Raw genomic sequence first — 25,951 nt, 5'->3', positions numbered from 1 at the left:
CGGTTGTCCACAGATTCGCTTCGCGATCCCCACGTTCCTGCCGTGCACGCGACGGTGTTTCGGAAGACGCCCGCAGGTCGTTGCGAGCGTGGCGGAACGACAGGTGAAGGGGGTCGGCACCGTGGCCGAATCCATCTTGATCGTGACGGAGGACGAGGAGCTGCTGGATGATCTCCTCCGGCTCTGCGCGGCCGCCGGCGCGGAGACGTGTGTGGCGCACGGCGCCCCTGCCGAACGGTCGGCATGGTCGCGCTGGAATGCCGCGGACGCCTGGGAACGGGCCCCGCTCGTCCTGGTCGGAGACGACTGCGCAGCTGTCTCCACGGGACTGGGCGGCGACGGCACCGGGCCGCCCGGCAGCGCACGTCGCCCGGGTGTGCTGCTGATCGGAAGGGACCTGGACGACCCGGGCGTCTGGGAACGCGGGGTCCGGATCGGGGCCGAGGGCGTGGTGATGCTGCCCGATGCCGAGAGCTGGCTCACCGGACGCATCGCCGATGCGGCGGAGGACGTCGGAGACCCCGCTCTCACCGTCGGCGTGATCGGGGGCCGGGGCGGAGCAGGAGCCTCCACCCTTGCTTGCGCCCTGGCGCTCTCGGCCGCCCGGCGCGGGAGCCGCACCCTCCTCGTGGACGGCGATCCGCTCGGCGGCGGCCTCGACGTGCTGCTCGGCGGAGAACGCGCCGAGGGAGTGCGCTGGCCCGCGCTCGCCGCGTCACGTGGACGCGTGGGAGCCGCGGCCCTGGTGGAATCGCTGCCGAGACTCCACGACCTCAGCGTGCTCAGCTGGGACCGCGGCGACGCGGTGGCGCTCCCCCAGGAAGCTGTGCGGTCCGTCCTCTCGGCGGCCCGCCGCGGGGGCGGCGCGGTGGTCGTCGACCTGCCCCGCCGCCTCGACGACACGACCGCCGAACTCCTGGCGCAGCTGGACCTGGCACTGCTCGTGGTCCCTGCCGAGCTCCGGGCCGTCGCCGCCGCGCACCGCGTCGCACGCACCGCGCGGACGGTGCTGCGCGACCTGCGCGTGGTGGTGCGCCCGCCGGACCGCGCCCCCGGCGGAACGTACGGGCGAGGCCTGGACGAGCAGGAGACCGCCCGCCTGCTCGATCTGCCGCTGGCCGGTGAACTGCCCTGGGAGAGCGGGCTGCCGGAGGCCGTGGACTCCGGTGTGCCCCCGGGCCACGACGACCGGGGCGCCCTCGCCCGGTTCTCGCGCGAGTTCTGGCAGCGGTCCCTGGCGTCCGCCGGTGCGGCGGCCGGCACGGCAGTCGGAAGGACCGGACGGGTGCGAGGAACCGAAGGGGGCGGAGCGTCGTGAACCGTCCGCCCGTGCCCGCGTCCGCGGCGCCGGCCGGCTCCGGCGCCGGGCCGGCGCCGATCCTGCACGGGCCGTCCCCGAACGCGGCTATCCGGCACGGGGCGGCCCCGCGAGCGGGCGCCCGGCCGGAGCACGACGACCCCTCCGCGGGCCCTGCGCTGCTCGAATCGGTACGCCTCCGGCTCGCCGAGACCGGGGCGGAGCCCACACCGGCGCGGGTCGCCGCGGCCCTGCGGGCGCAGGGGCGGCTGCTCGGCGACAGCGCGGTGCTCCGCGTCGTCGAGACGCTCCGTTCGGAGATGATCGGCACGGGCCCGCTGGAGCCCCTGCTCGCCGACTCCCGGGTGACCGACGTCCTGGTCACCCGCCCGGACGAGGTCTGGGTGGATCGGGGCGCCGGCCTGGAACGCGCCGCTGTGCGATTCCCCGACGAGGCCGCCGTACGCCGCCTCGCCCAGCGGCTGGCCACCTCCGCCGGCCGGCGACTGGACGATGCCCGGCCCTGGGTGGACGCGCGCCTGCCGGACGGTACCCGCCTGCACGCGGTGCTCCCGCCCGTCGCGGTCGACGCGACCTGCCTCTCGCTGCGGGTCGTGCGGTCGCGGGCCTTCGACCTCGACGAGCTGATCGCGGCGGGCACCGTGCCGCCCGGCGGGGACCGGGTGCTCCGCGCCATGCTCGACGCGCGGCTGTCCTTCCTCGTCAGCGGCGGCACGGGAAGTGGGAAGACCACCCTGCTGTCCTGCCTGCTCGGTCTCGTCGGGCACCGCGAACGGATCGTCCTGGCGGAGGACTCGGCGGAACTGCGGCCCGACCACCCCCACGTCGTGCGCCTGGAGTCCCGCCCGCCCAACCAGGAAGGCGCGGGACGCGTCGACCTGCGGGACCTCGTCCGACAGGCGCTGAGGATGCGGCCCGACCGGCTCGTGGTCGGCGAGGTGCGGGGCAGCGAGGTCACCGACCTGCTGATGGCCCTCAACACCGGCCATGACGGAGGATCGGGAACGGTCCATGCCAACGCGGCGGCGGACGTACCGGCCCGGCTGGAGGCACTGGCGGCCACCGCCGGTCTCGACAGGGCCGCTCTCCACAGCCAGTTGGCGGCTGCGCTGGACGCCGTCGTGCACCTGGTGCGGGACCGCGACGGCGGACGGCGCGTCGCCGAGATCCACGTGCTGGAGCGGGACGCCCGGGGCCTGGTCACCACGGCTCCTGCCGTGCGCTGGGGCCGGGCGGGGTTCGTCGCGGAGCAGGGAGCGCCGCGACTGCACGCTCTCTGTCACCGGGCAGGCGCCCGATGACGCATCTCTCCGACGGCCTCGCGGAGGGGACGTTCTGCGCCGTCCTGATCTGCGCCGCGCTCCTTGGCTGGTGCGCCACGAGCCGGCTGGGGCCGGGGCGGTCCCGGGCACGGACGGCCCTCGGGTACCCGCCGGGGATTGGGCCGCCGTGGGCCCGGCGTGCGTGGTGCACGGGCGGGGCGGTCACGACCCGACTGCGGCGGCCCGACGGTCCGCGAAGCGGCGGGGCACCGACCGGACGCGGTCGCTCCGCGCTGCGTCGCCTGCTCGTAGCGGCTGTCTCCTGCGGTCGGGCCTGGTGGTGCTTCCCGGCCGGGGTGTTCCTCGCCCTCTGGGGACAATCCGTCCTGCCCGTGCTCCTGGGGGCCGCGGCCGTTCCCGTCACCGCCCGCGTCCTGCGGGCCCGCCGCGCTCGCGCGGCCGCCGCGGACCGGGAGGACGCGGTCATCTCGCTGTGCACGGCGGCTGCGGGCGAACTGCGTTCCGGGCGGCACCCGGGCGGCGCGCTGCTGGCGGCGGGGGCCGGACGGTGGGGTCGCGAGGGGGCGGCGCTGCTGGCAGCAGCCCGGTTCGGCGGCGAGGTGGCAACCGCCCTGCAACGCGCTGCGCGGCTGCCGGGAGCGGAAGGACTGCGGGGAGCAGCGGCCTGTTGGCAGGTCTCCGCGGACCGGGGAGCCGGTCTTGCGGACGGGCTGGACCACGTGGCCGACGCGCTGCGGGCCGAACGGGACCAACGCGAGGACGTCCGCGCCCAGTTGGCCGGGCCCCGGTCGACGGCGGCAGTGCTGGCGCTGCTGCCCGGCTGCGGACTCCTGCTGGGGACGGCCATGGGTGCCGAACCTCTCGGGGTCCTGCTCCACACACCGGCGGGACTGATCTGCCTCGCGGTCGGCGGAGCCCTCGAATGGGCCGGATCGGCCTGGGTGAACCGACTGGTCCGGGCAGCGGAGGAGGGGTCGTGAGGACGACACTGGTCGCCGGGGCGGGTGGTTCCGGCGGGGCCACCCCGCTGTGGTGGGTGCTCGCACTGGCGATGGCGTCGGGAGCCGCAGCAGTGGGGTTCCTCGGATGGCGTGAGAGGTACGTGCGCCGCCGCAGACGGCAGACCGTCCTCGGGCCGGTGCGTGCCGGTCCGGGCGGTCCACTGCGGTCGGTGCGCCGGGCAGCTGCCCGGAGCGGTGACCTGGGCCGCCCGGGCGGCAGCGGGCGGCAGCTCCTCCAGAACGTAGGGGCCGTCCTCGGTGGTGCCGCGTGCGGGGCCGTGGCCGTCGGCGGAACGGCTGGAGGGTGGGGTGGCGCCGTCGTCGGACTGGCGGCTTGGCACTACCACCACCGCAGCCGTCGGCGCACCGGGAACGTCGCGGACCGTGCCGCTGCGCTCGCACGGGCCCGGGAGGTCGAACGCCGGCTGCCCCTGGCCTCGGAGCTGCTCGCCGCATGTCTGGCAGCCGGTTCCAGCACCGTCGAGGCCGCCCGGGCCGTGGGCCGCTCCACCGGGGGCCCGCTCGGTGAGGGCCTGGTCCACGCGGCGACGCAGCTGCGCCTCGGCGCCCGGCCGTCCGACGTCTGGCAGCGGTTCGGCGAGACCCCCGGATGCGAGGGGCTGGCCCGCTGCCTGGAGCGGGCAGGAAGCTCCGGCGTACCGCCCGTGGCGGCGGTGATACGGCTGGCCGCCGAGTGCCGGGCGCGGCGCGCCCGGCGGGCGACCGCCCGTGCGAGACGGGTGGCCGTGCAGGTCACCGGACCGCTCGGACTGTGCTTTCTGCCGGCCTTCCTCGCCCTCGGCGTCGCCCCGGTCGTCGTCGGGCTGGCCCGCTCCCTGCTCTGACGGCGAGGGCCACCCGGCGAGACGCCCGCCGGCCGCACGCCGCAGGGCCCCGGCCGTCGCCCGACCCCGCGGATCCACGAACGATCCCGGACCCACGAACCACCGCGGATCCATCGATCACCGAGAACGACCGAAGAGGAGAGAACCATGCAGCAGATGTCGCAGCGGCACGGCCGACGCGCGCAGAGCCGGGTGCGCAGGTGGGGAGCCCGACGGGTGTCGGCGCTGCGCGGCCGGCGGGACGCCGGAATGAGCACGGCCGAGTACGCCGTGGGAACGCTCGCCGCCTGCGGGTTCGCCGCCGTGCTCTACAAGGTGGTCTCGAGCGGGCCGGTCAGCGAGGCGATGCAGGGCCTCGTGGAACGGGCGCTCGATGTGTCCTTCTGAGGCACGCGCCGCTCTCCGCGCCCCGGGAGGCAGAGCGGACGGCGCGGACGGCGGTGACGCGGGCTACGTCACCGCGGAGACGGCGGTGGTGGTGCCGTCCCTGGTGCTGCTCGCCGCCATGATGCTGTGGGGCCTGACCGCGGCGGCGGGACTGGTGCAGTGCGTGGACGGTGCGGGCGCGGGTGCTCGCGCCGCCGCGCGCGGCGAGTCCGGCCCCGCGGTGCGCAGACTGGCGCGGTCAGTGGCCCCGGAAGGGGCCCGCATCGACGTGTCGCGTGCGGGAGAGCTGGTCAGGGTCCATGTCTCCGCCCGCGCGAGAGGCCCGGGCCCGCTGGCGATCCCGCTGGAGGCGGAGGCCGTCGCACTCGCCGAGGACACCTACGCGCGCGACGGTGCGGGAACCGGGCCGGCCGCGGACGCGGGGCGTGCCCGATGAGCGCGCCGCGCGACGGCGACCGCGGCTCGGCGTCGGTGTGGGCGGTGGTGTCCGTGCTGGGACTGTGCACCGTGTGCGCTGCCGTGCTGGTGCTCGGTCAGGTGGTGGCAGCCCGGCACCGGGCTGCCGGTGCGGCGGATCTCGCGGCCCTGGCCGCCGCCCGCCGGGCCCTCGACGGCCCCGCGCGCGCGTGCTCCGTCGCGCGGCGGGTGGCGGCCCGCCACGGGGCGCGGTTGCCGCGCTGCTCCCTGACCGGTGAGTTCGCCGACGTCACCGCCACTGTGCGCACCGGCCCCCACCTCGCACGCGCCCGCTCCCGGGCGGGCCCCGCCTGGGCCGACGGCGAGGTCGACCGCACGGCGGCCACGCGCCCGGGCCCCGCCCCGGTGGGAGAGGGGGTCCCGGTGCGGTTCAGGAGTCCGCGGACCCGGTCTCCGCGCCTTCCTCGGGGGCGGCGGCCAGCAGCGTGCCCAGCAGACGTACCGCGCCGGCCTTGTGGAGAGGGTCGTTGCCGTTGCCGCACTTCGGGGACTGGATGCAGGAAGGGCAGCCCGCGGCGCACTCGCAGGCAACGACGGCGTCACGGGTGGCCGTCAGCCACGCCCTGGCGGTGCGGAAGGCCCGTTCGGCGAATCCCGCGCCGCCCGGGTGCCCGTCGTACACGAAGACCGTCGGCAGCAGTGTGTCGGGATGCAGGGGCACGGAGACCCCGCCGATGTCCCAGCGGTCGCAGGTCGCGAAGAGCGGCAGCAGGCCGATGGACGCGTGCTCGGCCGCGTGGAGCGCGCCCGGCAGCACCTTGGGGTCGAGCCGCGCCGCTTCCAGCTGATCCTCGGTCACGGTCCACCACACGGCGCGGGTGCGGAGTGTGCGGGGCGGCAGGTCGAGTTTCGTCTCGCCGAGAATCTCACCGGTGATCGGCCTGCGGCGCAGGTACGACACGACCTGGTTGGTGACCTCGACCGAGCCGAAGTGCAGCCTGCCGTCCCCCCACGGAACCTCTGCGTCGGTCTCCAGCACGGAGACCGAGGTGGTGTCCCGCGCCATCGTGGTCCAGGGCGGGGACGCCTCCTCCACGAGGGCGACGGCGTCCTCGAGGTCCAGGCTCCGCACCACATGGGTGCGTCCCTGGTGCAGGTGTACGGCGCCCTCGTGCACCGTGCTGTGCGCCGCCTCGGCGTCCACCGTGCCGAGCAGGCGTCCGGTGGCCTCCTCCACGACCTGCACCGGTCGGCCGCCGCTGCCGCGGATGTCGGTCAGCTCCGCCGCCCGGTCCCTGCGGGTCCAGTACCAGGCGGAACCACGGCGCCGCAGCAGCCGCTGTTTCTCGAGCCCGGCCAGCACCTCGTCGAAGCCGGGACCGAAGAGGTCCGCGTCCTCGCGGGTCAGCGGCCGTTCCGCGGCGGCGGCACACAGATGCGGGGCGAGAACGTACGGGTTGTCGGGGTCGAGGACGGTCGATTCGACGGGGTGGCGGAACACCGAGTCCGGGTGGTGCACCAGATACGTGTCGAGCGGATCGTCCCGGGCGACCAGCACGGCCAGGGCTCCGTGGCCGGTGCGGCCGGCGCGTCCCGCCTGCTGCCACAGGGAGGCGCGGGTTCCGGGGAAACCGGTGATGAGGACGGCGTCGAGGCCGGCCACGTCCACGCCGAGTTCCAGCGCGGACGTGGCGGCGAGTCCGAGGAGTTCGCCGGAGTGCAGCGCGCGCTCCAGCCCGCGGCGCTCCTCCGGGAGGTAGCCGCCCCGGTAGGCCGCGACCCGGTCCGGGAGCGAGCGGTCCACCTGGCCCAGTTTCTCCCGGGCGATGAGCGAGATCAGCTCGGCCGCCCGCCGAGACCGTACGAATGCGACCGTGCGGACTCCCTGCACGGCGAGGTCGGTCAGCAGGTCCGCCGTCTCGGCCGTGGCGGTGCGTCGGACCGGGGCGCCGCGTTCGCCGGCGAGATCGGTCAGGGGCGGTTCCCAGAGGGCGAAAACCAGCTCGCCCCGGGGCGAGGCGTCCTCGGTGACGGCCGTGACCGGGAGGCCGGTGAGCCGGGTGGCCGCCTCCGCCGGGTCGGCCGAGGTGGCGGAGGCGAGGAGGAAGACGGGATCGGCACCGTACCGGGTGCTGAGGCGCCGGAGGCGGCGCAGGACCTGTGCGACGTGCGACCCGAACACGCCGCGGTAGGTGTGGCACTCGTCGACGACGACGTACCGCAGTGCGCGGAGGAAGGAGGACCACCGGGTGTGTGCCGGGAGGATGCTGCGGTGCAGCATGTCCGGGTTGGTGAGGAGGTAGTTGGCGTACAGCCGGGCCCATTCGCGTTCTTCGGGAGGCGTGTCGCCGTCGTGCACGGCGGGTCGTACGGCGCCGCCGAGCGGTGCGGCCAACCGGGCGACGGCGCTCCGCTGGTCGGCGGCGAGGGCCTTGGTCGGGGCGAGGTAGAGCGCGGTGGCGCCTCGGCCGTTCGGTGCCGCCGCGCCGTCGAGCAGGGTGCTCAGCGTGGGGACCAGGTAGGCGAGGGTCTTGCCGGAGGCGGTTCCGGTCGCGACGACCGTCGACTCCCCCCGCAGGGCGTGTGCCGCCACCTGCGCCTGGTGCTGCCAGGGCCGTTCGACACCTGCCTGCCGTGCGGCCTCCACCACGTCCTCGTGCACCTGGTCGGGCCAGTCCGCATGACATCCTGACCGTGAGGGCACATGCTCGGTATGAGTGATGCGCGCGGTCCGGTCCGCCCCGGCGGCGAGCCTGTCGAGGACGGTCTGCGGGTGGTGAGTCGTGGCCATCGGCACCGAGTCTGTCACCGGCACGACGGACAATGGGCGTAAGGCGTCGTGCACGTCTGCCGGTAAGTGATTGAATGCTTCTGCGGCTGCCGATCCGTCCCCTGCGTCGCCCGCCCCGGCGGGTGGACAGGACGGGGCTCCCAGACGGGAAGTCCCGGGGCGGACCGCTCGATAGCAAGGTGCTGGAGGATCAGTGGACCTGTCTCTGTCGACCCGTACTGTTGGCGATCGCACGATCGTCGAGGTCGGTGGCGAGATCGATGTATACACCGCGCCCAAGCTGCGCGAGCAGCTCGTCGAACTTGTGAATGACGGCAGTTACCACCTCGTTGTGGACATGGAGGGTGTCGACTTCCTGGACTCCACCGGTCTCGGTGTGCTCGTCGGTGGGCTCAAGCGTGTGCGTGCCCATGAGGGTTCGCTGCGACTGGTCTGCAACCAGGAGCGCATTCTCAAGATCTTCCGTATCACGGGCCTGACGAAGGTGTTTCCGATCCACGGATCGGTGGACGAGGCCGTCTCGGCCACGGACTGACACCATCACGCCCCGGTCCGGGAGCGGCGCGCCGCGCGGCCCTGGATCGGCGGACGACGCGGGTGACGGGGACTGCCGGCGCGGTCCCCGCGCTGCCCTGTGACTTCGGACCTGTCGATCGGGAGGGATGGCATGGCCACCGTCGAACTGCGCTTCAGCGCGCTGCCCGAGCATGTGCGGACGGCCCGTCTGGTGGCTGCCGCCGTCGCGCGGCGGGCCGGGGTGGACGAGGCCGTGCTCGACGAGGTGCGTCTCGCCGTCGGTGAGGCCTGCACGCGCGCCGTGGGCCTGCACATGAGCAACGGCGTCGACAGCCCCGTGCGGGTCGCCCTCATCGAGGAGGAGAAGACCTTCTCCATCGAGGTCGGCGACGATGCTCCGGGGACCGGGGGCGCGCTCGTGCCGGGGGCCCGCGACGAGATCCCGGGACCGGCCGGCGAGGACGACGAGAGCGAGGACGCCATGGGCCTCGCGGTGATCTCCGGCCTGGTCGACGACGTCGAGATCACCACCGACGAGGTCGGTGGCACCATTCGGATGAGCTGGCCGACCGCTTCCGCGCCGTCCGCCGCTTCCTGACGTCCGCCGCCTCCTGACGTCCGCCGCCTCCTGACGTCCGACGTCACCTTCCGCCCGCCCGCAGGGGCAACCGGTCGCGGTACCGGTCACAGCTCTCGTGCTGCCCCTCTGTCGTGCTGCCGTGCTGTCTGCGCCGCCTGCGCCGCCTGCCACGCGCTGCCGCACCGGTGCCGCACCGCCGCGGAGGGCGGCACCGTGCCGCGCCCGGAGCCAGGATGTCCGCGGGTCCGGAGCGCCTCTTCCGATCATTTCCTGTGATCAACATAAAGCGATTGTCGATCATCTTTCGAGATCATTTAATGGCTCTGGTCAATTCATCGGGTTACCTCGCGCGAGCGAATTTCCCTCCCTCTTTCATTTGATCTTCGCTGTTGGCGGCTCATTTCCGCTCCCGTACCCTGTTTTGCTCCGGGTCCGCTCTTTAGAATTCGTCCACATCTTTGCAGCAGGACGCCTGAGCGTGCTTGCGCGCGCCCATGTGCCAAACGTCAAGGAGGACGAATGGCGGGGCAACTCACCCCACTCCAGACTCACCAGCACCTCGCGGACGCCGTGCTCACCACGGGCAACCGTGGTCTCGTGATCGTGATCGCGCTCATCGCCCTGGCGGCACTGGGTGTGGCTCTGATGCTGGTACGACAAGTGCTGTCCGCCGACGAGGGCACCGACAGCATGAAGAAGATCGCAGCAGCCGTGCAGGAAGGGGCGAACGCCTATCTCGCACGGCAGTTGCGCACCCTGGGCGTATTCGCCGTCGTGGTCTTCTTCCTGCTCATGCTGCTCCCCGCCGACGATATGACGCAGCGGATCGGCCGGTCGTTGTTCTTCCTGGTGGGTGCGGGATTCTCCGCAGCCACCGGATACATCGGAATGTGGCTGGCGGTGCGCAGCAACGTACGGGTGGCCGCGGCTGCGCGTGAGGCGACCCCGCACGGTGGAAGCAGCGACTCCGCCGAGGTCGACCTCACTGCGGTGGCCCATCGCGCAACCAAGATCGCCTTTCGTACGGGCGGCGTCGTCGGCATGTTCACGGTTGGTCTCGGCCTTTTCGGTGCCGCGGTCGTCGTTCTCGTCTACGCCGCCGACGCACCCAAGGTGCTGGAGGGCTTCGGGCTCGGAGCCGCGCTGATCGCGATGTTCATGCGTGTCGGCGGCGGCATCTTCACCAAGGCGGCCGACGTGGGTGCCGACCTGGTCGGCAAGGTCGAACAGGGCATCCCCGAGGACGACCCGCGCAACGCCGCCACCATCGCCGACAACGTGGGCGACAACGTGGGCGACTGCGCCGGCATGGCCGCCGACCTGTTCGAGTCCTACGCCGTCACGCTCGTCGCCGCGCTCATCCTCGGCACCACGGTGTTCGGCGACGCCGGACTCGCCTTCCCGCTGATGGTGCCCGCGATCGGTGTCGTCACGGCCGTCATCGGCGTCTTCACCGTCGCCCCGCGGCGCAGCGACCGCAGCGGCATGACGGCCATCAACCGCGGCTTCTTCGTCTCCGCGCTCATCTCCCTGGTGCTGGTCTCGATCGCTGCCGTCACCTATCTGCCGTCCCGTTTCTCCGGTCTGGAGAACGTGCCGGTGGCGATCCAGGAGCACCAGGGCAACCCGCAGGTTCTCGCGATCGTCGCCGTGGCCATCGGCATCGTGCTCGCGGCGGTCATCCAGCAGCTCACCGGGTTCTTCACCGAGACCACCCGCAAACCGGTGCGGGATGTCGGCCGGACCTCCCTCACGGGCCCGGCCACGGTGGTGCTCTCCGGTGTGTCCCTCGGCCTGGAATCCGCCGTCTACACCGCCCTGCTGATCGGCCTCGGTGTCTACGGCGCCTTCCTGCTCGGCGGCGGCACGCTGATGCTGGCGCTGTTCGCCGTCGCGCTGGCGGGCACCGGCCTGCTGACGACGGTCGGCGTCATCGTGGCGATGGACACCTTCGGCCCGGTCTCCGACAACGCGCAGGGCATCGCGGAGATGTCCGGCGACGTCGAGGGCGCGGGCGCCCAGGTCCTCACCGACCTGGACGCGGTCGGCAACACCACCAAGGCCATCACCAAGGGCATCGCCATCGCCACCGCGGTCCTGGCGGCGGCGGCGCTCTTCGGCTCGTACCGCATCGAGCTGGCGCAGGCGCTGTCGGACGCCGGAGAGGGCACCGGGGAGATGCTCTCCGCACTCGACATCGCCCAGCCCAGCACGCTGGTCGGTCTGATGCTGGGTGCCAGCGTGGTGTTCCTGTTCTCCGGTCTGGCGATCAACGCCGTCTCGCGGTCCGCCGGTTCCGTGGTCTACGAGGTGCGGCGCCAGTTCCGGCAGAAGCCCGGGATCATGGACTACACCGAGAAGCCCGAGTACGGCCGGGTCGTCGACATCTGCACCAAGGACGCGCTGCGGGAACTGACCACGCCCGGACTGCTCGCCGTCTTCGCGCCGATCGTCGTCGGCTTCACGCTCGGCGTCGGCGCGCTGGCCGCGTTCCTGGCCGGTGCGATCGGCGCCGGAACCCTGATGGCGGTGTTCCTCGCCAACTCCGGCGGCGCCTGGGACAACGCCAAGAAGCTGGTCGAGGACGGCCATCACGGCGGAAAGGGCAGCGAGGCCCACGAGGCCACGATCATCGGTGACACCGTCGGAGACCCGTTCAAGGACACCGCCGGCCCGGCGATCAACCCGCTCCTCAAGGTGATGAACCTGGTGGCGCTGCTCATCGGGCCTGCCGTGGTGCAGTTCAGCTACGGCGACGACGCGGACGTCGGTGTCCGTACCGTGATCGCCCTGGTCGCGGGGCTCGTCATCGTCGGCGCGGTGTACGTCGCCAAGCGGCGCGGCATCGTGGTGGGTGACGAAGGCAACAACGACCACACCGCCACGTCGCAGGACGCCGTGACGGCTTCCTGAGGCACACCGGCTGACCTGCTCCGCAGGACGGGCGGGCGGGACGCGGAAGTGTCCCGCCCGCCCGTCGTCCCCCTGGCCCGCCTCCGCCGCGCCGCCCGCACACGGCTGTGCCAAACGGCTCATTCAGGGGCATACCGATCGTTCGGCGTCTCACGAATGCGGTCGAGGCGTGTAAGTTCCGGGGCCGGAAGCCATGAAGGGATCGATCGGTGAAGAAGAAGCTCGCGGTCGCGCTGTCCTGCAGCGCGGCTCTCGTACTGACGCTGACCGGCTGCGGTGACGACGCCGCGGAGTCCGATGCCTGGGCGAAGAAGGTCTGCGACAAGGTGAAGCCGCAGGTCGACAAGATCCAGCAGGCCAACGCGTCGATCAACGAGGCCTCGCAGCAGGAGCAGTCGCCCAAGAAGGTCCAGAAGGTCGACTCGGCCGCCTTCCAGGACATCTCGGACGCCTACGCCGCGCTGGCCCGGGCTGTCGACGACGCCGGCACCCCGCCGGTCGAGGACGGTCAGAAACTGGAGAAGAACGCGGTCAAGGAACTCAAGAACCTCTCCAAGGCCTACGGCGACCTCAAGACGACGGTGGACGGACTGGAGACCGGCAACCAGTCGAAGTTCGCCGAAGGCCTCAAGTCGGTCGCCCAGAAACTGGGCAAGCTGGGGGAGAGCGGCGACGAATCGTTGCAGAAGCTCCAGTCCGGCGCCCTGGGCGAGGCCATGGCCGGGCAGCCGGGCTGCCGCAAGGCCTCGCCGGGCACGACTCCCGGGGCCTGACCCGACCGGTCCGTCACACCCCGTCGGCCTCGCCCGCGGCCGCTTCGAGAAGGAGCCGCGGACGGGGCCGCGCCCTGTCCGCGGCGGCGCGCCACAATGGGCGCCGTGGTCAACTCCGAAGGACACGTCCTGCCCTCGCCCGTCCCCGCTGCCGACTCCGCCGAACGGATCCGTTCCGCCCTGCTCGCCGCCCGCTTCACGCCGGACGGTCTGCTGGAGCTGCTCGGCGGCGTCGCCTACGCCGCCCTCGCCCGCAACGAGACCGTCCCCGCCCGGCGCGCGCTGCAGAGCGACGGCCCGCTGGAGACTCTGGTGCGCCTGTTCCTCCTCCAGCGTCCGGTGCCGGAGGAGCACGCGGGCCGGGCCCTGCCGCTCGACGTCGCGCTCGCCGACGGCTGGCTGGTGCCCGCCGACCCGGGCGCCGCACCTCCGGGCGGCCCGGTGGTACGGGCGGCGGTGGACATCCGTCCGTACGGGGGCCCCGAGGGCGAGGACTGGTGGATCGTCTCCGACATCGGCTGCGCGGTCGGCGGCGCCGCCGGTATCGCGGGGCGCCACCAGGACGTGGTGCTGGGCGTCGGCGGTGCCTCCACCACCCTCGCCGGGCTCACGGTCCGCACCCCGGTGGACCGCGTCCTGGACCTCGGCACGGGCTCCGGCGTCCAGGCCCTGCACGCCACCCGGCATGCCGCGGAGGTGATCGCCACCGACGTGAACCCACGGGCGCTGGCGTTCGCCCGCCTCACCCTCGCGCTCTCCGGTGCCCCCGATGCCGACCTGCGGGAGGGGTCGCTCTTCGAGCCGGTGGCGGACGAACCCGGCTTCGACCTGATCGTTTCCAACCCGCCTCTGGTGATCTCGCCCGACACCCGTTTCGAGTACCGGGACGGCGGCATGCAGGGCGACGAGCTCTGCCGCTCCCTCGTCCGCCGGGCGGCCGGCCACCTGACACGGGGCGGCTACCTGCAGCTGCTCGCCAACTGGGAGCACCGGGAGGGCGAGGACTGGCGCGACCGCCTGACCTCCTGGGTGCCGGACGGCTGCGACGCCTGGATCGTGCAGCGCGATGTGCAGGACGTCACCCAGTACGCCGAGCTGTGGCTGCGGGACGCGGGCGACCACGCCCTGGGGCAGACGGCCTACGAGGCCCGGTACGACGCCTGGCTCGACGAGTTCGAGCAGCGCAGTACCACCGCGGTCGGATTCGGCTGGATCACTCTCCGCGCCACGGAAGCCGAGGAGCCGTCCGTGATCGTCGAGGAATGGCCGCATCCGGTCGAACAACCGCTCGGCGACGTGGTGCGCGCGCACTTCGCGCGCCAGGACTTCCTGCGGGCCACGGACGACGCCTCGCTGCTCGCGCAGCACTTCCGGCTGGCGGAGGACGTCGTCCAGGAGCAGGTCGGCATGCCGGGCGCCGAGGACCCGGAGCACGTGGTGCTGCGCCAGAACCGCGGGATGCGTCGTGCGACGCAGGTGGACACCGTCGGCGCCGGATTCGCGGGCGTGTGCGACGGCTCGCTTTCGGCGGGGCGGATTCTGGACGCGATCGCCCAGCTGCTCGGCGAGGACGCCGTCGGGCTGCGGGACCGTACGCCGCAGACGATCCGGAGGATGGTGGAGCAGGGATTCCTCGAGCCGGTGCCGGCACCCTGACTCCGGCATTCCGGGGCCGCCGTCCGGGGGAGCGGCGCGGCCGACCGGACCAGTCGGAGGACCGCCGTTCGGGCGGAGCCGTTCACCCGGAGTTCGTCGTGGTGTCGACGGAGGGTGCCACCGTGCGCACCATGGGCGGCATGGAGAGTGGACCCGCGGTTTTTGCCGGAACGGCACTCACGGTGTTCGGGGTCGCGCTGCTGTTGTGGACCTCGACACGTGCCCGGTTGCGTCAACCCGTGGCCGAGGGCGTGCACCCCGTGGCGGCGATCGCGCTGGCCGCCGCGTTCGGCGTGGTCTCGCTGGCCCTCGGGGCCCTGATGCTGCTGCCGGGCTGAGTGCGGCGGCGCGGGATCGGGTGAGGCGGAACCCGGGTCGAAGCGGGGTCGGGCGCGGCCGGGAACGGCGGTAGGGCGGCAGGAAACCGGGTTGTCGGGTTACCGTTCGAGTGGCGCCGAGGACTTTTTCCCGTTTGACACGGGGGCGGGCGGTACCGTCACACTCCGCAAGCGTCACAGACCGATGCCGACCGGAGAGAAGAGCAGAAGTTGTCCCCGACCAGCGAGACCACCAAGAGCGGGCGCCGACTCGTGATCGTCGAGTCGCCCGCCAAGGCCAAGACGATCAAGGGCTATCTGGGCCCTGGCTACGTGGTCGAGGCGAGCGTCGGGCACATCCGCGACCTCCCGAACGGCGCGGCCGAGGTGCCGGCCAAGTACAAGGGCCAGCCGTGGGCGCGCCTCGGCGTCAACGTGGAGCACGACTTCGAACCGCTCTATGTCGTCAACAGCGACAAGAAGGACCAGGTCAAAAAGCTCAAGTCGCTGCTCGCGGAGTCCGACGAACTCTTCCTCGCCACGGATGAGGACCGCGAGGGCGAGGCGATCGCCTGGCACCTGAGGGAGGTCCTCAAGCCCAAGGTGCCGGTCCGCCGCATGGTCTTCCACGAGATCACCAAGGACGCGATCCGGGAGGCGGTGAACAACCCCCGCGACCTGAACCAGAAGCTGGTCGACGCGCAGGAGACCCGCCGCATCCTCGACCGCCTCTACGGCTACGAGGTCTCGCCGGTGCTGTGGAAGAAGGTCATGCCCCGGCTGTCGGCCGGCCGCGTCCAGTCGGTCGCCACCCGGCTCGTGGTCGAGCGGGAGCGGGAGCGCATGGCGTTCCGTTCCGCGGAGTACTGGGACCTGACGGGCGTGTTCGCGACCGGGCCGGGGAGCGCGGGGGACTCCTCGGAGCCGGGCACGTTCGGCGCCCGGCTGAGCGCGGTGGACGGTCGCCGCGTGGCGCAGGGCCGCGACTTCGGCCCGGACGGCCGGTTGAAGGCGGCTTCGGCCTCGGCGCAGGTGCTCCCGCTCGACGAGGCGGCGGCCCGTGAACTCGCGCGCGGCTTGGCGGACACCGCCTTCTCGGTACGAGCGGTCGAGTCCAAGCCGTACCGCCGGTCCCCGTACGCGCCGTTCCGCACCACCACGCTGCAGCAGGAGGCGAGCCGCAAGCTCGGGTTCGGCGCCAAGGTCACCATGCAGGTGGCGCAGAAGCTGTACGAGAACGGCTTCATCACCTACATGCGCACCGACTCCACCACTCTCTCGGACACCGCGGTCACGGCCGCGAGGTCCCAGGTGACGCAGCTCTACGGTGCCGACTACCTGCCGGACAAGCCGCGCACCTACGCGGGCAAGGTCAAGAACGCCCAGGAGGCGCACGAGGCGATCCGCCCCTCGGGCGACCGCTTCCGCACTCCTGCCGAGACCGGTCTGACCGGCGAGCAGTTCAAGCTCTACGAGCTGATCTGGAAGCGCACGGTGGCGTCGCAGATGAAGGACGCCGTCGGGCAGTCCGTGACGGTCAGGGTCGGTGGCCGCAGCGCGGACGGGCGTGACGCCGAGTTCAGCGCCACCGGGAAGATCATCACCTTCCATGGCTTCCTCAAGGCCTATGTGGAGGGTGCCGACGACCCCAACGCCGAGTTGGACGACCGCGAGCGCCGGCTCCCCCCGGTGGAGGAGGGCGATTCCCTCACCGCGCGGGACCTGACCGCGGACGGGCACGCGACCAAGCCGCCGGCCCGCTACACCGAGGCCACGCTCGTCAAGGAGCTCGAAGAACGGGAGATCGGCCGTCCCTCGACCTACGCGTCGATCATCAGCACCATCCTGGACCGGCGCTACGTCTTCAAGAAGGGCACGGCCCTGGTGCCGTCCTTCCTCTCGTTCGCCGTGGTCGGTCTGCTGGAGAAGCACTTCGGGCGGCTCGTCGACTACGACTTCACCGCCAAGATGGAGGATGACCTCGACCGCATCGCGGCCGGCAACGCCGAGTCGGTCCCGTGGCTGCGCCGCTTCTACTTCGGTGAGGACGGCGGCGACGCCGAAGCGGCCCCCGGCAGCGCAGCCGATTCCGGCAACGGCGACGGCGACCACCTGGGTGGACTCAAGGAGCTGGTCTCCGACCTCGGCGCCATCGACGCCAAGGGGGTCTCCTCCTTCCCGGTCTCCGAGGACATCGTGCTGCGGGTGGGCCGGTACGGCCCGTACGTGGAGCGGCTGACGGAGGACGCGGAGCCGGGCAAGCGCGCCGACGTGCCGGAGAACCTCCCCCCGGACGAGCTGACGACCGAGTACGCGGAGGAACTGCTGGCCAAGCCGAGCGGTGACTTCGAACTCGGGGAGGACCCGGAGACCGGGCGCCCGATCGTGGCGCGCGACGGCCGCTACGGTCCGTACGTCACGGAGATCCTGCCCGAGGGGACGCCGAAGACGGGCAAGAACGCGGTCAAGCCGCGCACCGCCTCGCTGTTCACCAGCATGTCGCTCGACACGGTGACGCTGCAGGACGCGCTCAAGCTGCTGTCGCAGCCGCGCCTGGTGGGACAGGACCCGGAGTCGGGGACGGACATCACCGCCCAGAATGGCCGGTACGGCCCGTACCTGCGCAAGGGCGGCGATTCGCGGTCGCTGGAGTCCGAGGAGCAGATCTTCACGATCACCCTCGACCAGGCTCTCGCCCTCTACGCCCAGCCGAAGCAGCGCGGCCGCGCCGCGGCCAAGCCCCCGCTGAAGGAGCTCGGCACCGACCCCACCACCGAGAAGCCCGTGGTGGTCAAGGACGGCCGTTTCGGCCCGTACGTCACGGACGGCGAGACCAACGCGACGCTGCGGACGACGGACGACGTGGAGTCGATCACCTCGCAGCGCGCCTACGAACTCCTCGCGGAGAAGCGGGCGAAGGGGCCGGCGAAGAAGAAGACGGCGGCGAAGAAGAGCACCGCCAAGAAGACGACCGCGAAGAAGACGACCGCGAAGAAGACGACCGCGAAGAAGACGGCGGCGAAGAAGAGCACCGCCAAGAAGTCGGCGGCCAAGAAGGCCGCCACGCGGGAGAGCAGCTCGGACGCGACCTCCGCGACGTAATCGCCCGAGGTTCCGAACGCCCGCGGCCCGCTCGAATGTTCGGGTGGGGGGCCGGTGCGTCATCGGCTCCCTATACGCTGGCAGGATGACGCATTCGGAGCAGCCGACTGGCGTGGACATGATGAACAGTGCGGTGGACGACGCGCTCGCGGCGGACTCGCGTGAGCGTGCGGTGGGAGCCCTGCTCCGCTACGGCCCCCTGCGGCGGCTCTGGAGCGCCCGCTTCACGGGCGGCGTCGCCGACGTTCTCGGCCTCCTGGTCCTGCTGCTGCTCGCCCTGCACGCCGCGGTCGCCGCTCCCGCGGCCGGTGCCGCACCTGTCCTCGGCGGGGGGTACCAGGGCGTGGCGCTCGCCGTCGCCGCCGTGTTCGGGGCGCGCCTCCTGGCAGCCCTGCTCTTCGGTGTCCTCCTGCTCGGGCCGCTGTCCTCGCTGACCGCCGCCGGCGGCCACCTCGACCGGCGGTGGACGATGATCGTCGCCGACGCGCTGCGCGTCCTGGCGTTCCTCGTCGCCCCGCTCTGGCAGGACTGGATGCCGCGCACCGCGTTCGTCTGGCTCCTGGCAACCGTGTTCGTCACCGGCGCGGCAGAACGCGTCTTCGCCGTCGCCAAGGACAGCACCGCGCCCGCACTGCTCCCCGCACCGCCCGCGGAGGGCGCGGCGGTGCGTCCGCTGCCCGACCGTCACGAGGCGCTGCGGCGCCTGTGGCTGCGCAGCGAGTTCCTCGCCTTCCCCGTCGCAGCCACAGCACTGATCGTCATCACCCTGGTCAGCAACCTGCTCGGCACCGGCATCAGCTGGTTCACGACCCATCAGGCCGCGCTCGCCGCCTACGTCGCGGCGGGGCTCTTCGCCGGTTCGCTGTCGGTCCTCACCTTCCTCCACCTGCCCGACTCCGCCACCCGGCGGCCCCGTTCGCCCCTCGAAGGTCTGCGCGCCACGCGCACCGAGGGCCGCCGCGACAAGGGCCGCACGGGCGCCCTCCGGCTGCTCGTGCTCGGGTGCTCCTCGGTCGCCGGCGCAATCGGTGCGGCCGTCGCACTGTCCGTGCTGGAGGCCGCCGATCTCGGCGCCGGCCCGGTCGGCTTCGGGCTCCTCGTCCTGGCACTCACCGGAGGCACCGCCCTCGGTATCCGCCTCGCTCCGCACACCCTGCGGGTGCTGTCCCGCCGCAGGCTCTTCGCCCTGGCCATCGCGGTCACCGGCATCGCCCTGCTGGCCGTCGGCCTCACCCCCGACACCGCCACGGTCTGCTTCCTGACCCTGCTGGCCGGCATCGCCGCAGGGATCGCCGCCCACACCGGCCACGTGCTGCTCGACCAGGAGGCCGAGGAACGGCAGCGCCCCCGGACCACCGCCCACCTCCTCGCCGTGGTCCGACTGACCCTGGCAGCGGCCGCGGTCCTCGCCCCCGTGCTGGCCGCCGTGATCGGCCCGCACCGCATCGGCAGCGGCGACTTCGTCTTCGCGCACGACGGCGCGGCCTTCGCGCTGATGCTGGTGGGCGCCCTGCTGCTGCCGGTCGCAGCCCTCGTCCTCGGGCGCACCGACGACCGCCACGGAGTGTCGCTCCGCCGCGACCTGCGGGAGGCCTTCCGCGGCGGCGAGCCCGCCCAGGGACCGGCTGCCGAAGGCTTCTTCATCGCCGTCGAGGGTGGCGACGGCGCAGGCAAGTCCACGCAGGTCGAAGCCCTCGCGGACTGGATCCGCGCCAAGGGCCACGAAGTCGTCGTCACCCGCGAGCCGGGCGCGACACCTCTCGGCAAGCGACTCCGTTCCATCCTGCTCGACGTCTCCTCCGCCGGACTGACCGACCGCGCCGAGGCCCTGCTGTACGCGGCGGACCGCGCCGAGCACGTCGACACCGTCGTGCGCCCCGCGCTGGAGCGCGGCGCCGTGGTCATCACCGACCGGTACATCGACTCCTCCGTCGCCTACCAGGGCGCCGGACGCGACCTCTCGCCGACGGAGATCGCCAGGATCTCCCGCTGGGCCACGGACGGCCTGGTCCCCCACCTCACCGTGCTGCTCGACATCTCTCCGCAGACGGCCCGCGAGCGCTTCACCGAGGCGCCCGACCGCCTCGAGTCCGAGCCGGACGAGTTCCACCGCCGCGTGCGCGCCGGATTCCTGTCCCTGGCAGCCGCCGACCCGGCCCGGTACGTCGTGGTCGACGCCGGGCAGGAGCCCGAAGCCGTCACCACGGTCGCCCGGCACCGGCTGGACCAGATGCTTCCGCTGTCGCAGCAGGAGATCACCGCGCGCGAGGAGGCCCGCAGGGCGGCCGAGGAGGAAGCCAGGCGCCGCGCCGAGGAGGAGGCCGAGCGCAAGGCCGAGGAGGAACGCCGGGAACGCGAACGCGAGGAGCAACTGCGACGCCTCCGCGAGGAGGAGGCCGAGCGCAAGCGCCGCGACGAGGAACTGCAGCGGCAGCGCGAGGAAGCGCGCAGGCTCGAGGAGTCCCGGCAGCGGGCCGAGGAGAACCGCCGCCGCGCCGAGGAGGAGCGCGCCCGCCGCGAGGCCGAGGAAACCGCCCGCCGCGAGGAGGAGGAACGCCGCCGGCGTCTCGCCGACGAAGAGGAGCGGCTGCGGTCCGAGGCCGAGGAGCGCCGTCGCGAGAAGCAGCGCAGGGCGGAGGAGTCGCTGCTCCGTTCCGAGGACGCACGACGCGCCGCCGAGGGCGCCCCGAACGGGGCCGGTGCAGACGAGACCATGCCCATGCCGCGGGTCGACATGCACAAGCGGACCCCGGGCGACGCGGGCGGCGCCGGACCGGAGGAGGAGACCACGGTGATGCCGGCCGTGTCGTCGGAGGAGGAGACCACGGTGATGCCGGCCGTCTCCCCGGACGAGGAGACGGCGGAGGTCCCCGAGCCGGAGCGGACACGGGAGATGCCCCGGGCCGCCCCGGGCGCCGCCCGGCCCTCCCGGGAACGGCCGGACTGGGCGGAGGAGACCCCGCTCGACGACGTGCCCTCCCTCGCCGACGAACTGCTCGGTTCGCACGACGACGAGGACGACGGCGGCGGCGGCCGCAGGACCCGCTGACAGGCGGCCGCCCCGGACATCCCACCGGCACCGCCGCATCCGCCCACCGCGTCCCGCACGGTGCCCGCGGGGCACCCGTGCGGGACGCCGCCTGTCACCGGCGTCCCGCACAATGGGAGCGCACAGCGAAGCGCCCCGCACGGAGAGGACACCCATGGCCGTCTGGGACGACGTGGTCGGTCAGGAGCGGGTCGTCGGCCAGCTCACGGCCGCCGCACGCGATGCCGGCGCGTACGTCGCCGCACAGGCCGCAGGAGGTGATCCCGGCGTCCTGCGCGGCTCGTCCATGACACACGCCTGGCTGTTCACCGGCCCGCCCGGTTCCGGCCGCGCCACCGCCGCCCGCGCCTTCGCCGCCGCCCTGCAGTGCACGGGCGCCGACCACGGATCGGGCGGCGCACCCGGCTGCGGCTTCTGCGACGGCTGCCACACCACGGTCGTCGGCACCCACGCCGACGTCGAAGTGGTCCGCACGGACCTGCTCAGCATCGGCGTCAAGGAGACCCGCGAACTGGTCCGCCGCGCCCAGATGTCCCCGGCGGGCGGCCGCTGGCAGGTCATCGTGCTGGAGGACGCCGACCGCCTCACCGAAGGCGCGGGCAACGTCCTCCTCAAGGCCGTGGAGGAGCCCGCCCCCCGCACCGTGTGGCTGCTCTGCGCGCCGTCCACGGAGGACGTGCTCCCCACGATCCGCTCCCGCTGCCGCACCCTCGGGCTGCGCACCCCGCCGGTGGACGCCGTGGCCGACCTGCTGGTCCGGCGGGACGGCATCGAACCGGGCGCCGCAGCGACCGCCGCTCGCGCCACGCAGGGGCACATCGACCGGGCCCGCCGCCTGGCCACCGACGAACGGGCCCGTGCCCGGCGGACGGCAGTGCTGCGCATGCCGCAGCGCGTGGCCGATGTGGGCGGTGCCCTCAAGGCCGCGCAGGACCTGATCGACGCGGCGAGCGAGGACGCCAAACAGATCTCCGAGGAACTCGACGCCAAGGAGACCGAAAACCTCCGCGCCGCCCTCGGCGCCGCCGAGGGGAAGCGGCTGCCGCGCGGCACGGCCGGGGCGATGAAGGAGCTCGAGGACAAGCAGAAGCGGCGCGCCACCCGCGCCCAGCGCGACTCGCTCGATCTCGCGCTCACCGACCTGACGGGCTTCTACCGGGACGTGATGGCAAGGCAGTTCGGGTCCGGCGTGGCCGCCGCCGACGACGAGGCGCGCGACGCCGTCGAGCGGATCGCCGCGCACTCCTCGCCGGAGCAGACACTGCGGCGCATCGAGGCCGTCATGGAGTGCCGTGAGGCACTCGACCGCAACGTCGCCCCGCTCCTCGCCGTCGAGGCGATGGCGATGTCGTTGCGCGCGGGATGACCACTCGTCCGGATACGCTCGGTTATCCGAGTGATCTGCCGGACTGCAAGGGAACGTCTCCATGGACCTCAGGCGTGTGCTCCGCTCCTCCTCCGTCGCCCTGGTCGGCGCCGCGCTGCTGATGTCCGGGTGCTCCTCGGGGGACGGCGGGTCGGCCGGGGCGGAGAGCAAACCGGCGGAACAGCCGCCCAACAGCACCCGCACGCCCGGCGGGGACGCGGAACCGCTGCGCCCGCTGCAGAAGAAGATCCCCGCCGACCTCGCGCCGTACTACGAGCAGAAGCTGAAATGGCGCGACTGCGACGCCGCGGGATTCCGGTGCGCCCGCCTCACCGTGCCACTCGACTACGAGGACCCCTCGGAGGACGCCGAGTTGCGGCTGGCGGTCTCCCGCAGGAAGGCCTCCGGCGACGGCCCCGCCATCGGCTCCCTGATGGTCAACCCGGGCGGCCCCGGAGGGTCGGCGATCGACTACCTCCGCCAGGCCGCCGCCGTGGGATTCCCGGCCGAACTGCGCGACCGCTACGACCTGGTCGGCATGGACCCGCGCGGCGTCGGCCGGAGCGAGCCCGTGGAATGCCTGTCCGGGCGGGAGATGGACCGCTACACCCGCACCGACCAGACCCCCGACGACGCGGACGAGGTCGACGCGCTCGCCACCGCGTACGAGAACTTCGCGAAGGGCTGCCGGCAGCGCTCCGGAGGTCTGCTGGAGCACGTCTCCACCCGTGACGCCGCGCGGGACATGGATGTGCTCCGTGCCGTCCTCGGCGACAGGAAGCTCTACTACTACGGCGCTTCCTACGGCACCTACCTGGGCGCCACCTACGCCGGCCTCTTCCCGTACCGCACCGGGCGGCTCGTCCTCGACGGGGCGATCGACCCGTCCCTGGACGCGCTGGAGATCAACCGGCAGCAGACCGGCGGCTTCGCGACCGCGTTCCGCGCGTTCGCCGAGGACTGCGTGGAGCGCGACGACTGCCCGCTGGGGACCGGAAGCGTCCAGCAGGCGGGCAAGCGGCTCGGCGACCTCTTCGAGAAGATCGACCGCAAGCCGCTGCGGACCGGTAGCTCCCGCACGCTGACCGAGTCGCTCGCCGCCACCGGCGTGATCCAGGCGATGTACACAGAGGTGTACTGGCCGCGGCTGCGTCTGGCGCTGACCGAGGCGGCAGGAGGGAACGGCGCCGGGCTGCTGGCGCTCTCCGACGCCTACTACGAAAGGGGCTCCGACGGTTCGTACGGCAACATCATGTTCGCCAACGCCGCCGTGAACTGCGCCGACCTGCCCCCGGCCTTCTCCTCGCCGGGCGACGTCGAAGACTCCGTCGGCTCCTTCGAGAAGGTCTCCCCGGTCTTCGGCCGGACCTTCGCCTGGGCCTCGCTGAACTGCGCCTACTGGCAGGTCGAACCCACCGGCAGCCCCCACCGGATCGCCGCCGCGGGCGCCGCCCCGATGCTGGTGGTCGGCACCACCCGGGACCCGGCCACCCCGTACTCCTGGGCGCAGGGGCTGGCCGGGCAGCTGCGCACCGGCCGGCTGCTGACCTACGAGGGCGACGGCCACACCGCCTTCATGCAGGGCAGCCAGTGCATCGACGCGGCGATCACCGACTACTTCGTCGACGGCGATGTGCCGCCCGAGGGGACCCGCTGCGAGTAGCAGCCGGGAGGCGGGGTGCCCCGTTACGGGGCACCCCCGTGAACCCTGTAGACTGCTTCCCGCTGCTGCCGCCACCATGGCGGCGGGCGAAATGCCGCCTTAGCTCAGTTGGCCAGAGCGACGCACTCGTAATGCGTAGGTCGGGGGTTCGACTCCCCCAGGCGGCTCCACACGAAGCCCAGGTCACGCGAGGCGTGACCTGGGTTTTTTCGTACCTGGCCCCGATCGAGGGCCGCCTTCGGGGCGGAGATCGATGCCCTGGGGTGTGGGTCCGCGCCGGGCGATCCGTGGCGTTGGCAACCGATGCAGAGCCCGTCACCGACTGCGCTTCCGCTCGCCCCCCCTGCCGTAGTTGCCGCCGCGTTTCGGAACGGTTGGCACAGCGGGGTGGCGGAGGGTGCCACGAAGTCCCCGGGCAGCCCCAGGATCGCCTCCGACGGCGGGGCCAAGTATGCCGTCGGTGTCCGGCGCAGACTCCTTCCCTTTCAGAGGCATGGTTGACGGCGGTCCATCCTGCAGAAAATCTGTGATCGCGAAGGTAGACATGTGCGCACTCCGAGGGTAGAGTTCCTCGTGTACTCGCAGAGATCAGAGAGGCGGGGCAGATGACGAACTGCCCCGCATGCGTACCAAGCAGGTCGAGGTCCGGCGGTCGAGTGGTGGGGCCGATGGTGAGGGCTCCGTCAGTGGGTGCCGGACCGGGCGATCCCAGGGATCGCATGCAGTTCTGCAGGATCGAAGCAGTGCAGGACAGAGGAGAAGGAGGAGAGAGGCGCCATCAGGATCGCCCGGGTGGGAAGGGTCCGCCCGGGTACCGCAGACCCCCGGATTGGAAGGTGGTCCCCGGTCACGCAGCTGCGATCCCCGCGCCCCGTCCTTCCGGGCGGGTGTGCGGACCAAGGAAACCGGTGCACATAGCCGGTAGATGGTGTTATTCCCCTCGGGGCCCTGGTGCCGCACGGCGCCAGGGCCCCTCGACGCGTTTCCCGAGAGGTGCCGGTGGCCGCAGACAACACATCCACCCCGTCGAGCAATCTCGACGACGACGACTACCCTGCCTTCACGATGGGGCGAGCTGCCGAGATGCTCGGCACCACGCCGGCCTTCCTGCGGGCCATCGGTGAAGCACGCCTGATCGTGCCGTTGCGCTCGGAGGGCGGGCACCGGCGCTATTCCCGCTATCAGTTGCGACTTGCCGCCCGGGCCCGGGAACTGGTCGACCAGGGGACCTCCGTGGAGGCGGCGTGCCGCATCATCATCCTGGAGGACCAGCTCGAAGAGGCCCAACGCATCAACGAGCAGTTGCGGCGTCGGGAGGGGCCCTCGGGTCCGAAAGCCGACGCCTGACGTCCCTCGGCGTGCGCCGCGGTGCGTGGCGCGCCGCGACGCGGTAGGCACTCCCGGTCGAGCGATTTCGCTATGTGTCCGACCACGTAAATCTTGCTCCGCCGCTGCAGAAACTCAGGTGGAGCGCGAGCAGGAATGGCGCCGGGGTGGATCTGTTCCCGAGAGTCGGCCGCACTCCTCGAAGTGTCTGTGTTACGGTTGCGCCAGTTGCAGTTGTGGTTCCCCAGATTTTCAAGCGCTCTTCCAGGGTTACCGGAAAGAGGCTTGTGCAGTTCGGTATTTCCGGAGGGTGATCATCGCGGCAGCTGCGGCATCGTGCGCAGTGCACGTGCCGGGTACCGCCCCGAAGGAGATATATCTTGGCTACTGGCACCGTTAAGTGGTTCAACGCGGAAAAGGGTTTCGGCTTCATCGAGCAGGAGGGTGGCGGCGCTGACGTGTTCGCCCACTACTCGAACATCAACGCCACCGGCTTCCGTGAGCTGCTCGAAGGCCAGAAGGTGAACTTCGATGTCACGCAGGGCCAGAAGGGTCCGCAGGCGGAGAACATCGTTCCCGCCTGACGCTGACGCGTAGAGCGAGCCGGGGGCGCCCGCACCGGGGGGCCCCGCGCGCGGGGGTTTTGTC

19 protein-coding genes, 1 tRNA gene and 1 pseudogene are annotated in these 25,951 nt (G+C 72.5%); 20 read left to right on the top strand and 1 reads right to left on the bottom strand.

Features of this window, described 5'->3' with window-relative positions; translation table 11 throughout:
* Positions 1 to 121 precede the first annotated feature (121 nt).
* The 7 genes and pseudogenes from ssd to ACL06G_RS00075 all read left to right on the top strand — a co-directional run.
* Positions 122 to 1,318 carry a septum site-determining protein Ssd gene (ssd, locus tag ACL06G_RS00105; protein ID WP_412835139.1) on the top strand — a complete coding sequence of 399 codons (1,197 nt, stop codon included), beginning with the start codon at positions 122 to 124 and terminating at the stop codon, positions 1,316 to 1,318.
* A gap of 158 nt (positions 1,319 to 1,476) precedes the next feature.
* Positions 1,477 to 2,619: a TadA family conjugal transfer-associated ATPase gene (locus ACL06G_RS00100; RefSeq protein WP_412788023.1), complete on the top strand. Its 1,143-nt coding sequence runs from the start codon at positions 1,477 to 1,479 to the stop codon at positions 2,617 to 2,619.
* Positions 2,620 to 2,936: 317 nt separating this feature from the next.
* Positions 2,937 to 3,581 carry a type II secretion system F family protein gene (locus tag ACL06G_RS00095; protein ID WP_412788018.1) on the top strand — a complete coding sequence of 215 codons (645 nt, stop codon included), beginning with the start codon at positions 2,937 to 2,939 and terminating at the stop codon, positions 3,579 to 3,581.
* Positions 3,578 to 4,447: a type II secretion system F family protein gene (locus ACL06G_RS00090; RefSeq protein WP_412835138.1), complete on the top strand. Its 870-nt coding sequence runs from the start codon at positions 3,578 to 3,580 to the stop codon at positions 4,445 to 4,447. The genes ACL06G_RS00095 and ACL06G_RS00090 overlap by 4 nt, the downstream gene beginning before the upstream one ends.
* A gap of 147 nt (positions 4,448 to 4,594) precedes the next feature.
* Complete coding sequence (locus ACL06G_RS00085; protein ID WP_412788016.1) at positions 4,595 to 4,834, top strand: DUF4244 domain-containing protein; 240 nt, start codon at positions 4,595 to 4,597, stop codon at positions 4,832 to 4,834.
* Positions 4,821 to 5,270, top strand: a complete 450-nt coding sequence (locus tag ACL06G_RS00080; RefSeq protein ID WP_412835137.1) for a TadE family type IV pilus minor pilin — start codon at positions 4,821 to 4,823, stop codon at positions 5,268 to 5,270. Before ACL06G_RS00085 ends, ACL06G_RS00080 begins: the two co-directional genes overlap by 14 nt.
* Positions 5,267 to 5,539: pseudogene (locus ACL06G_RS00075) on the top strand (Rv3654c family TadE-like protein); the annotation flags it as partial. The gene ACL06G_RS00080 and the pseudogene ACL06G_RS00075, both read left to right, overlap by 4 nt.
* 142 nt (positions 5,540 to 5,681) lie before the next feature.
* Here ACL06G_RS00075 and ACL06G_RS00070 read toward each other — a convergent pair.
* Positions 5,682 to 8,042 carry a DEAD/DEAH box helicase gene (locus tag ACL06G_RS00070; RefSeq protein ID WP_412835136.1) on the bottom strand — a complete coding sequence of 787 codons (2,361 nt, stop codon included), beginning with the start codon at positions 8,040 to 8,042 and terminating at the stop codon, positions 5,682 to 5,684.
* A gap of 193 nt (positions 8,043 to 8,235) precedes the next feature.
* On the opposite strand from ACL06G_RS00070, the gene bldG reads away from it, so the two are divergent.
* The 13 genes from bldG (at position 8,236) to ACL06G_RS00005 (ending at position 25,887) form a co-directional block, all read left to right on the top strand.
* On the top strand, positions 8,236 to 8,577 hold the full coding sequence (bldG, locus tag ACL06G_RS00065; RefSeq protein ID WP_237318857.1) for an anti-sigma factor antagonist BldG: 342 nt from the start codon (positions 8,236 to 8,238) through the stop codon (positions 8,575 to 8,577).
* Between the two features lie 132 nt (positions 8,578 to 8,709).
* Positions 8,710 to 9,156, top strand: a complete 447-nt coding sequence (locus ACL06G_RS00060; protein ID WP_412788013.1) for an ATP-binding protein — start codon at positions 8,710 to 8,712, stop codon at positions 9,154 to 9,156.
* 501 nt (positions 9,157 to 9,657) lie between these two features.
* A complete protein-coding gene (locus tag ACL06G_RS00055; RefSeq protein WP_412788012.1) occupies positions 9,658 to 12,051 on the top strand; it encodes a sodium-translocating pyrophosphatase in 2,394 nt (797 codons plus the stop codon).
* A gap of 209 nt (positions 12,052 to 12,260) precedes the next feature.
* On the top strand, positions 12,261 to 12,824 hold the full coding sequence (locus ACL06G_RS00050; protein WP_412788011.1) for a small secreted protein: 564 nt from the start codon (positions 12,261 to 12,263) through the stop codon (positions 12,822 to 12,824).
* A gap of 96 nt (positions 12,825 to 12,920) precedes the next feature.
* A complete protein-coding gene (locus ACL06G_RS00045) occupies positions 12,921 to 14,480 on the top strand; it encodes a DUF7059 domain-containing protein (RefSeq protein WP_412835135.1) in 1,560 nt (519 codons plus the stop codon).
* A 140-nt stretch (positions 14,481 to 14,620) separates the two neighbouring features.
* Positions 14,621 to 14,818, top strand: coding sequence for a hypothetical protein (locus ACL06G_RS00040; protein ID WP_412788009.1), 198 nt, complete (start codon positions 14,621 to 14,623; stop codon positions 14,816 to 14,818).
* 210 nt (positions 14,819 to 15,028) lie between these two features.
* On the top strand, positions 15,029 to 17,899 hold the full coding sequence (gene topA, locus ACL06G_RS00035) for a type I DNA topoisomerase (RefSeq protein WP_412835134.1): 2,871 nt from the start codon (positions 15,029 to 15,031) through the stop codon (positions 17,897 to 17,899).
* Positions 17,900 to 17,984: 85 nt separating this feature from the next.
* Entirely contained in the window at positions 17,985 to 20,948 is a 2,964-nt protein-coding gene (tmk, locus tag ACL06G_RS00030) for a dTMP kinase (protein ID WP_412835133.1), read from the top strand.
* 154 nt (positions 20,949 to 21,102) lie between these two features.
* The gene (locus ACL06G_RS00025; protein WP_412788006.1) at positions 21,103 to 22,314 is read left to right on the top strand and encodes a DNA polymerase III subunit delta'; all 1,212 of its coding nucleotides are present in this window, start codon (positions 21,103 to 21,105) and stop codon (positions 22,312 to 22,314) included.
* 61 nt (positions 22,315 to 22,375) lie between these two features.
* Complete coding sequence (locus ACL06G_RS00020) at positions 22,376 to 23,977, top strand: alpha/beta hydrolase (RefSeq protein ID WP_412835132.1); 1,602 nt, start codon at positions 22,376 to 22,378, stop codon at positions 23,975 to 23,977.
* Between the two features lie 93 nt (positions 23,978 to 24,070).
* Positions 24,071 to 24,147 (top strand) — tRNA-Thr (locus ACL06G_RS00015).
* 829 nt (positions 24,148 to 24,976) lie between these two features.
* Entirely contained in the window at positions 24,977 to 25,324 is a 348-nt protein-coding gene (locus ACL06G_RS00010; protein ID WP_412788004.1) for a MerR family transcriptional regulator, read from the top strand.
* Positions 25,325 to 25,683: 359 nt separating this feature from the next.
* Positions 25,684 to 25,887 (top strand): cold-shock protein, encoded by a 204-nt coding sequence (locus ACL06G_RS00005; RefSeq protein WP_027735515.1) that lies wholly within the window; start codon positions 25,684 to 25,686, stop codon positions 25,885 to 25,887.
* Positions 25,888 to 25,951: the final 64 nt, after the last annotated feature.

It is taken from the genome of Streptomyces callyspongiae (genome assembly GCF_047200695.1).
Classification (GTDB): Bacteria; Actinomycetota; Actinomycetes; order Streptomycetales; family Streptomycetaceae; genus Streptomyces.
Note: the sequence above shows the minus strand (reverse complement) of the source record. Positions and strands in the feature narration are given on the sequence as shown.

Excerpts from the sequence above, each read along its gene's own strand:
- ACL06G_RS00025 (WP_412788006.1), top strand. The coding sequence starts at position 21,103 with ATGGCCGTCTGGGACGACGTGGTCGGTCAGGAGCGGGTCGTCGGCCAG.
- ACL06G_RS00080 (WP_412835137.1), top strand. The coding sequence starts at position 4,821 with ATGTGTCCTTCTGAGGCACGCGCCGCTCTCCGCGCCCCGGGAGGCAGA.
- ACL06G_RS00060 (WP_412788013.1), top strand. The coding sequence starts at position 8,710 with ATGGCCACCGTCGAACTGCGCTTCAGCGCGCTGCCCGAGCATGTGCGG.
- ACL06G_RS00045 (WP_412835135.1), top strand. The coding sequence starts at position 12,921 with ATGGGCGCCGTGGTCAACTCCGAAGGACACGTCCTGCCCTCGCCCGTC.
- ACL06G_RS00070 (WP_412835136.1), bottom strand. The coding sequence starts at position 8,042 with ATGGCCACGACTCACCACCCGCAGACCGTCCTCGACAGGCTCGCCGCC.
- ACL06G_RS00040 (WP_412788009.1), top strand. The coding sequence starts at position 14,621 with ATGGAGAGTGGACCCGCGGTTTTTGCCGGAACGGCACTCACGGTGTTC.
- ACL06G_RS00085 (WP_412788016.1), top strand. The coding sequence starts at position 4,595 with ATGCAGCAGATGTCGCAGCGGCACGGCCGACGCGCGCAGAGCCGGGTG.
- ACL06G_RS00020 (WP_412835132.1), top strand. The coding sequence starts at position 22,376 with ATGGACCTCAGGCGTGTGCTCCGCTCCTCCTCCGTCGCCCTGGTCGGC.
- ACL06G_RS00055 (WP_412788012.1), top strand. The coding sequence starts at position 9,658 with ATGGCGGGGCAACTCACCCCACTCCAGACTCACCAGCACCTCGCGGAC.
- tmk (WP_412835133.1), top strand. The coding sequence starts at position 17,985 with ATGACGCATTCGGAGCAGCCGACTGGCGTGGACATGATGAACAGTGCG.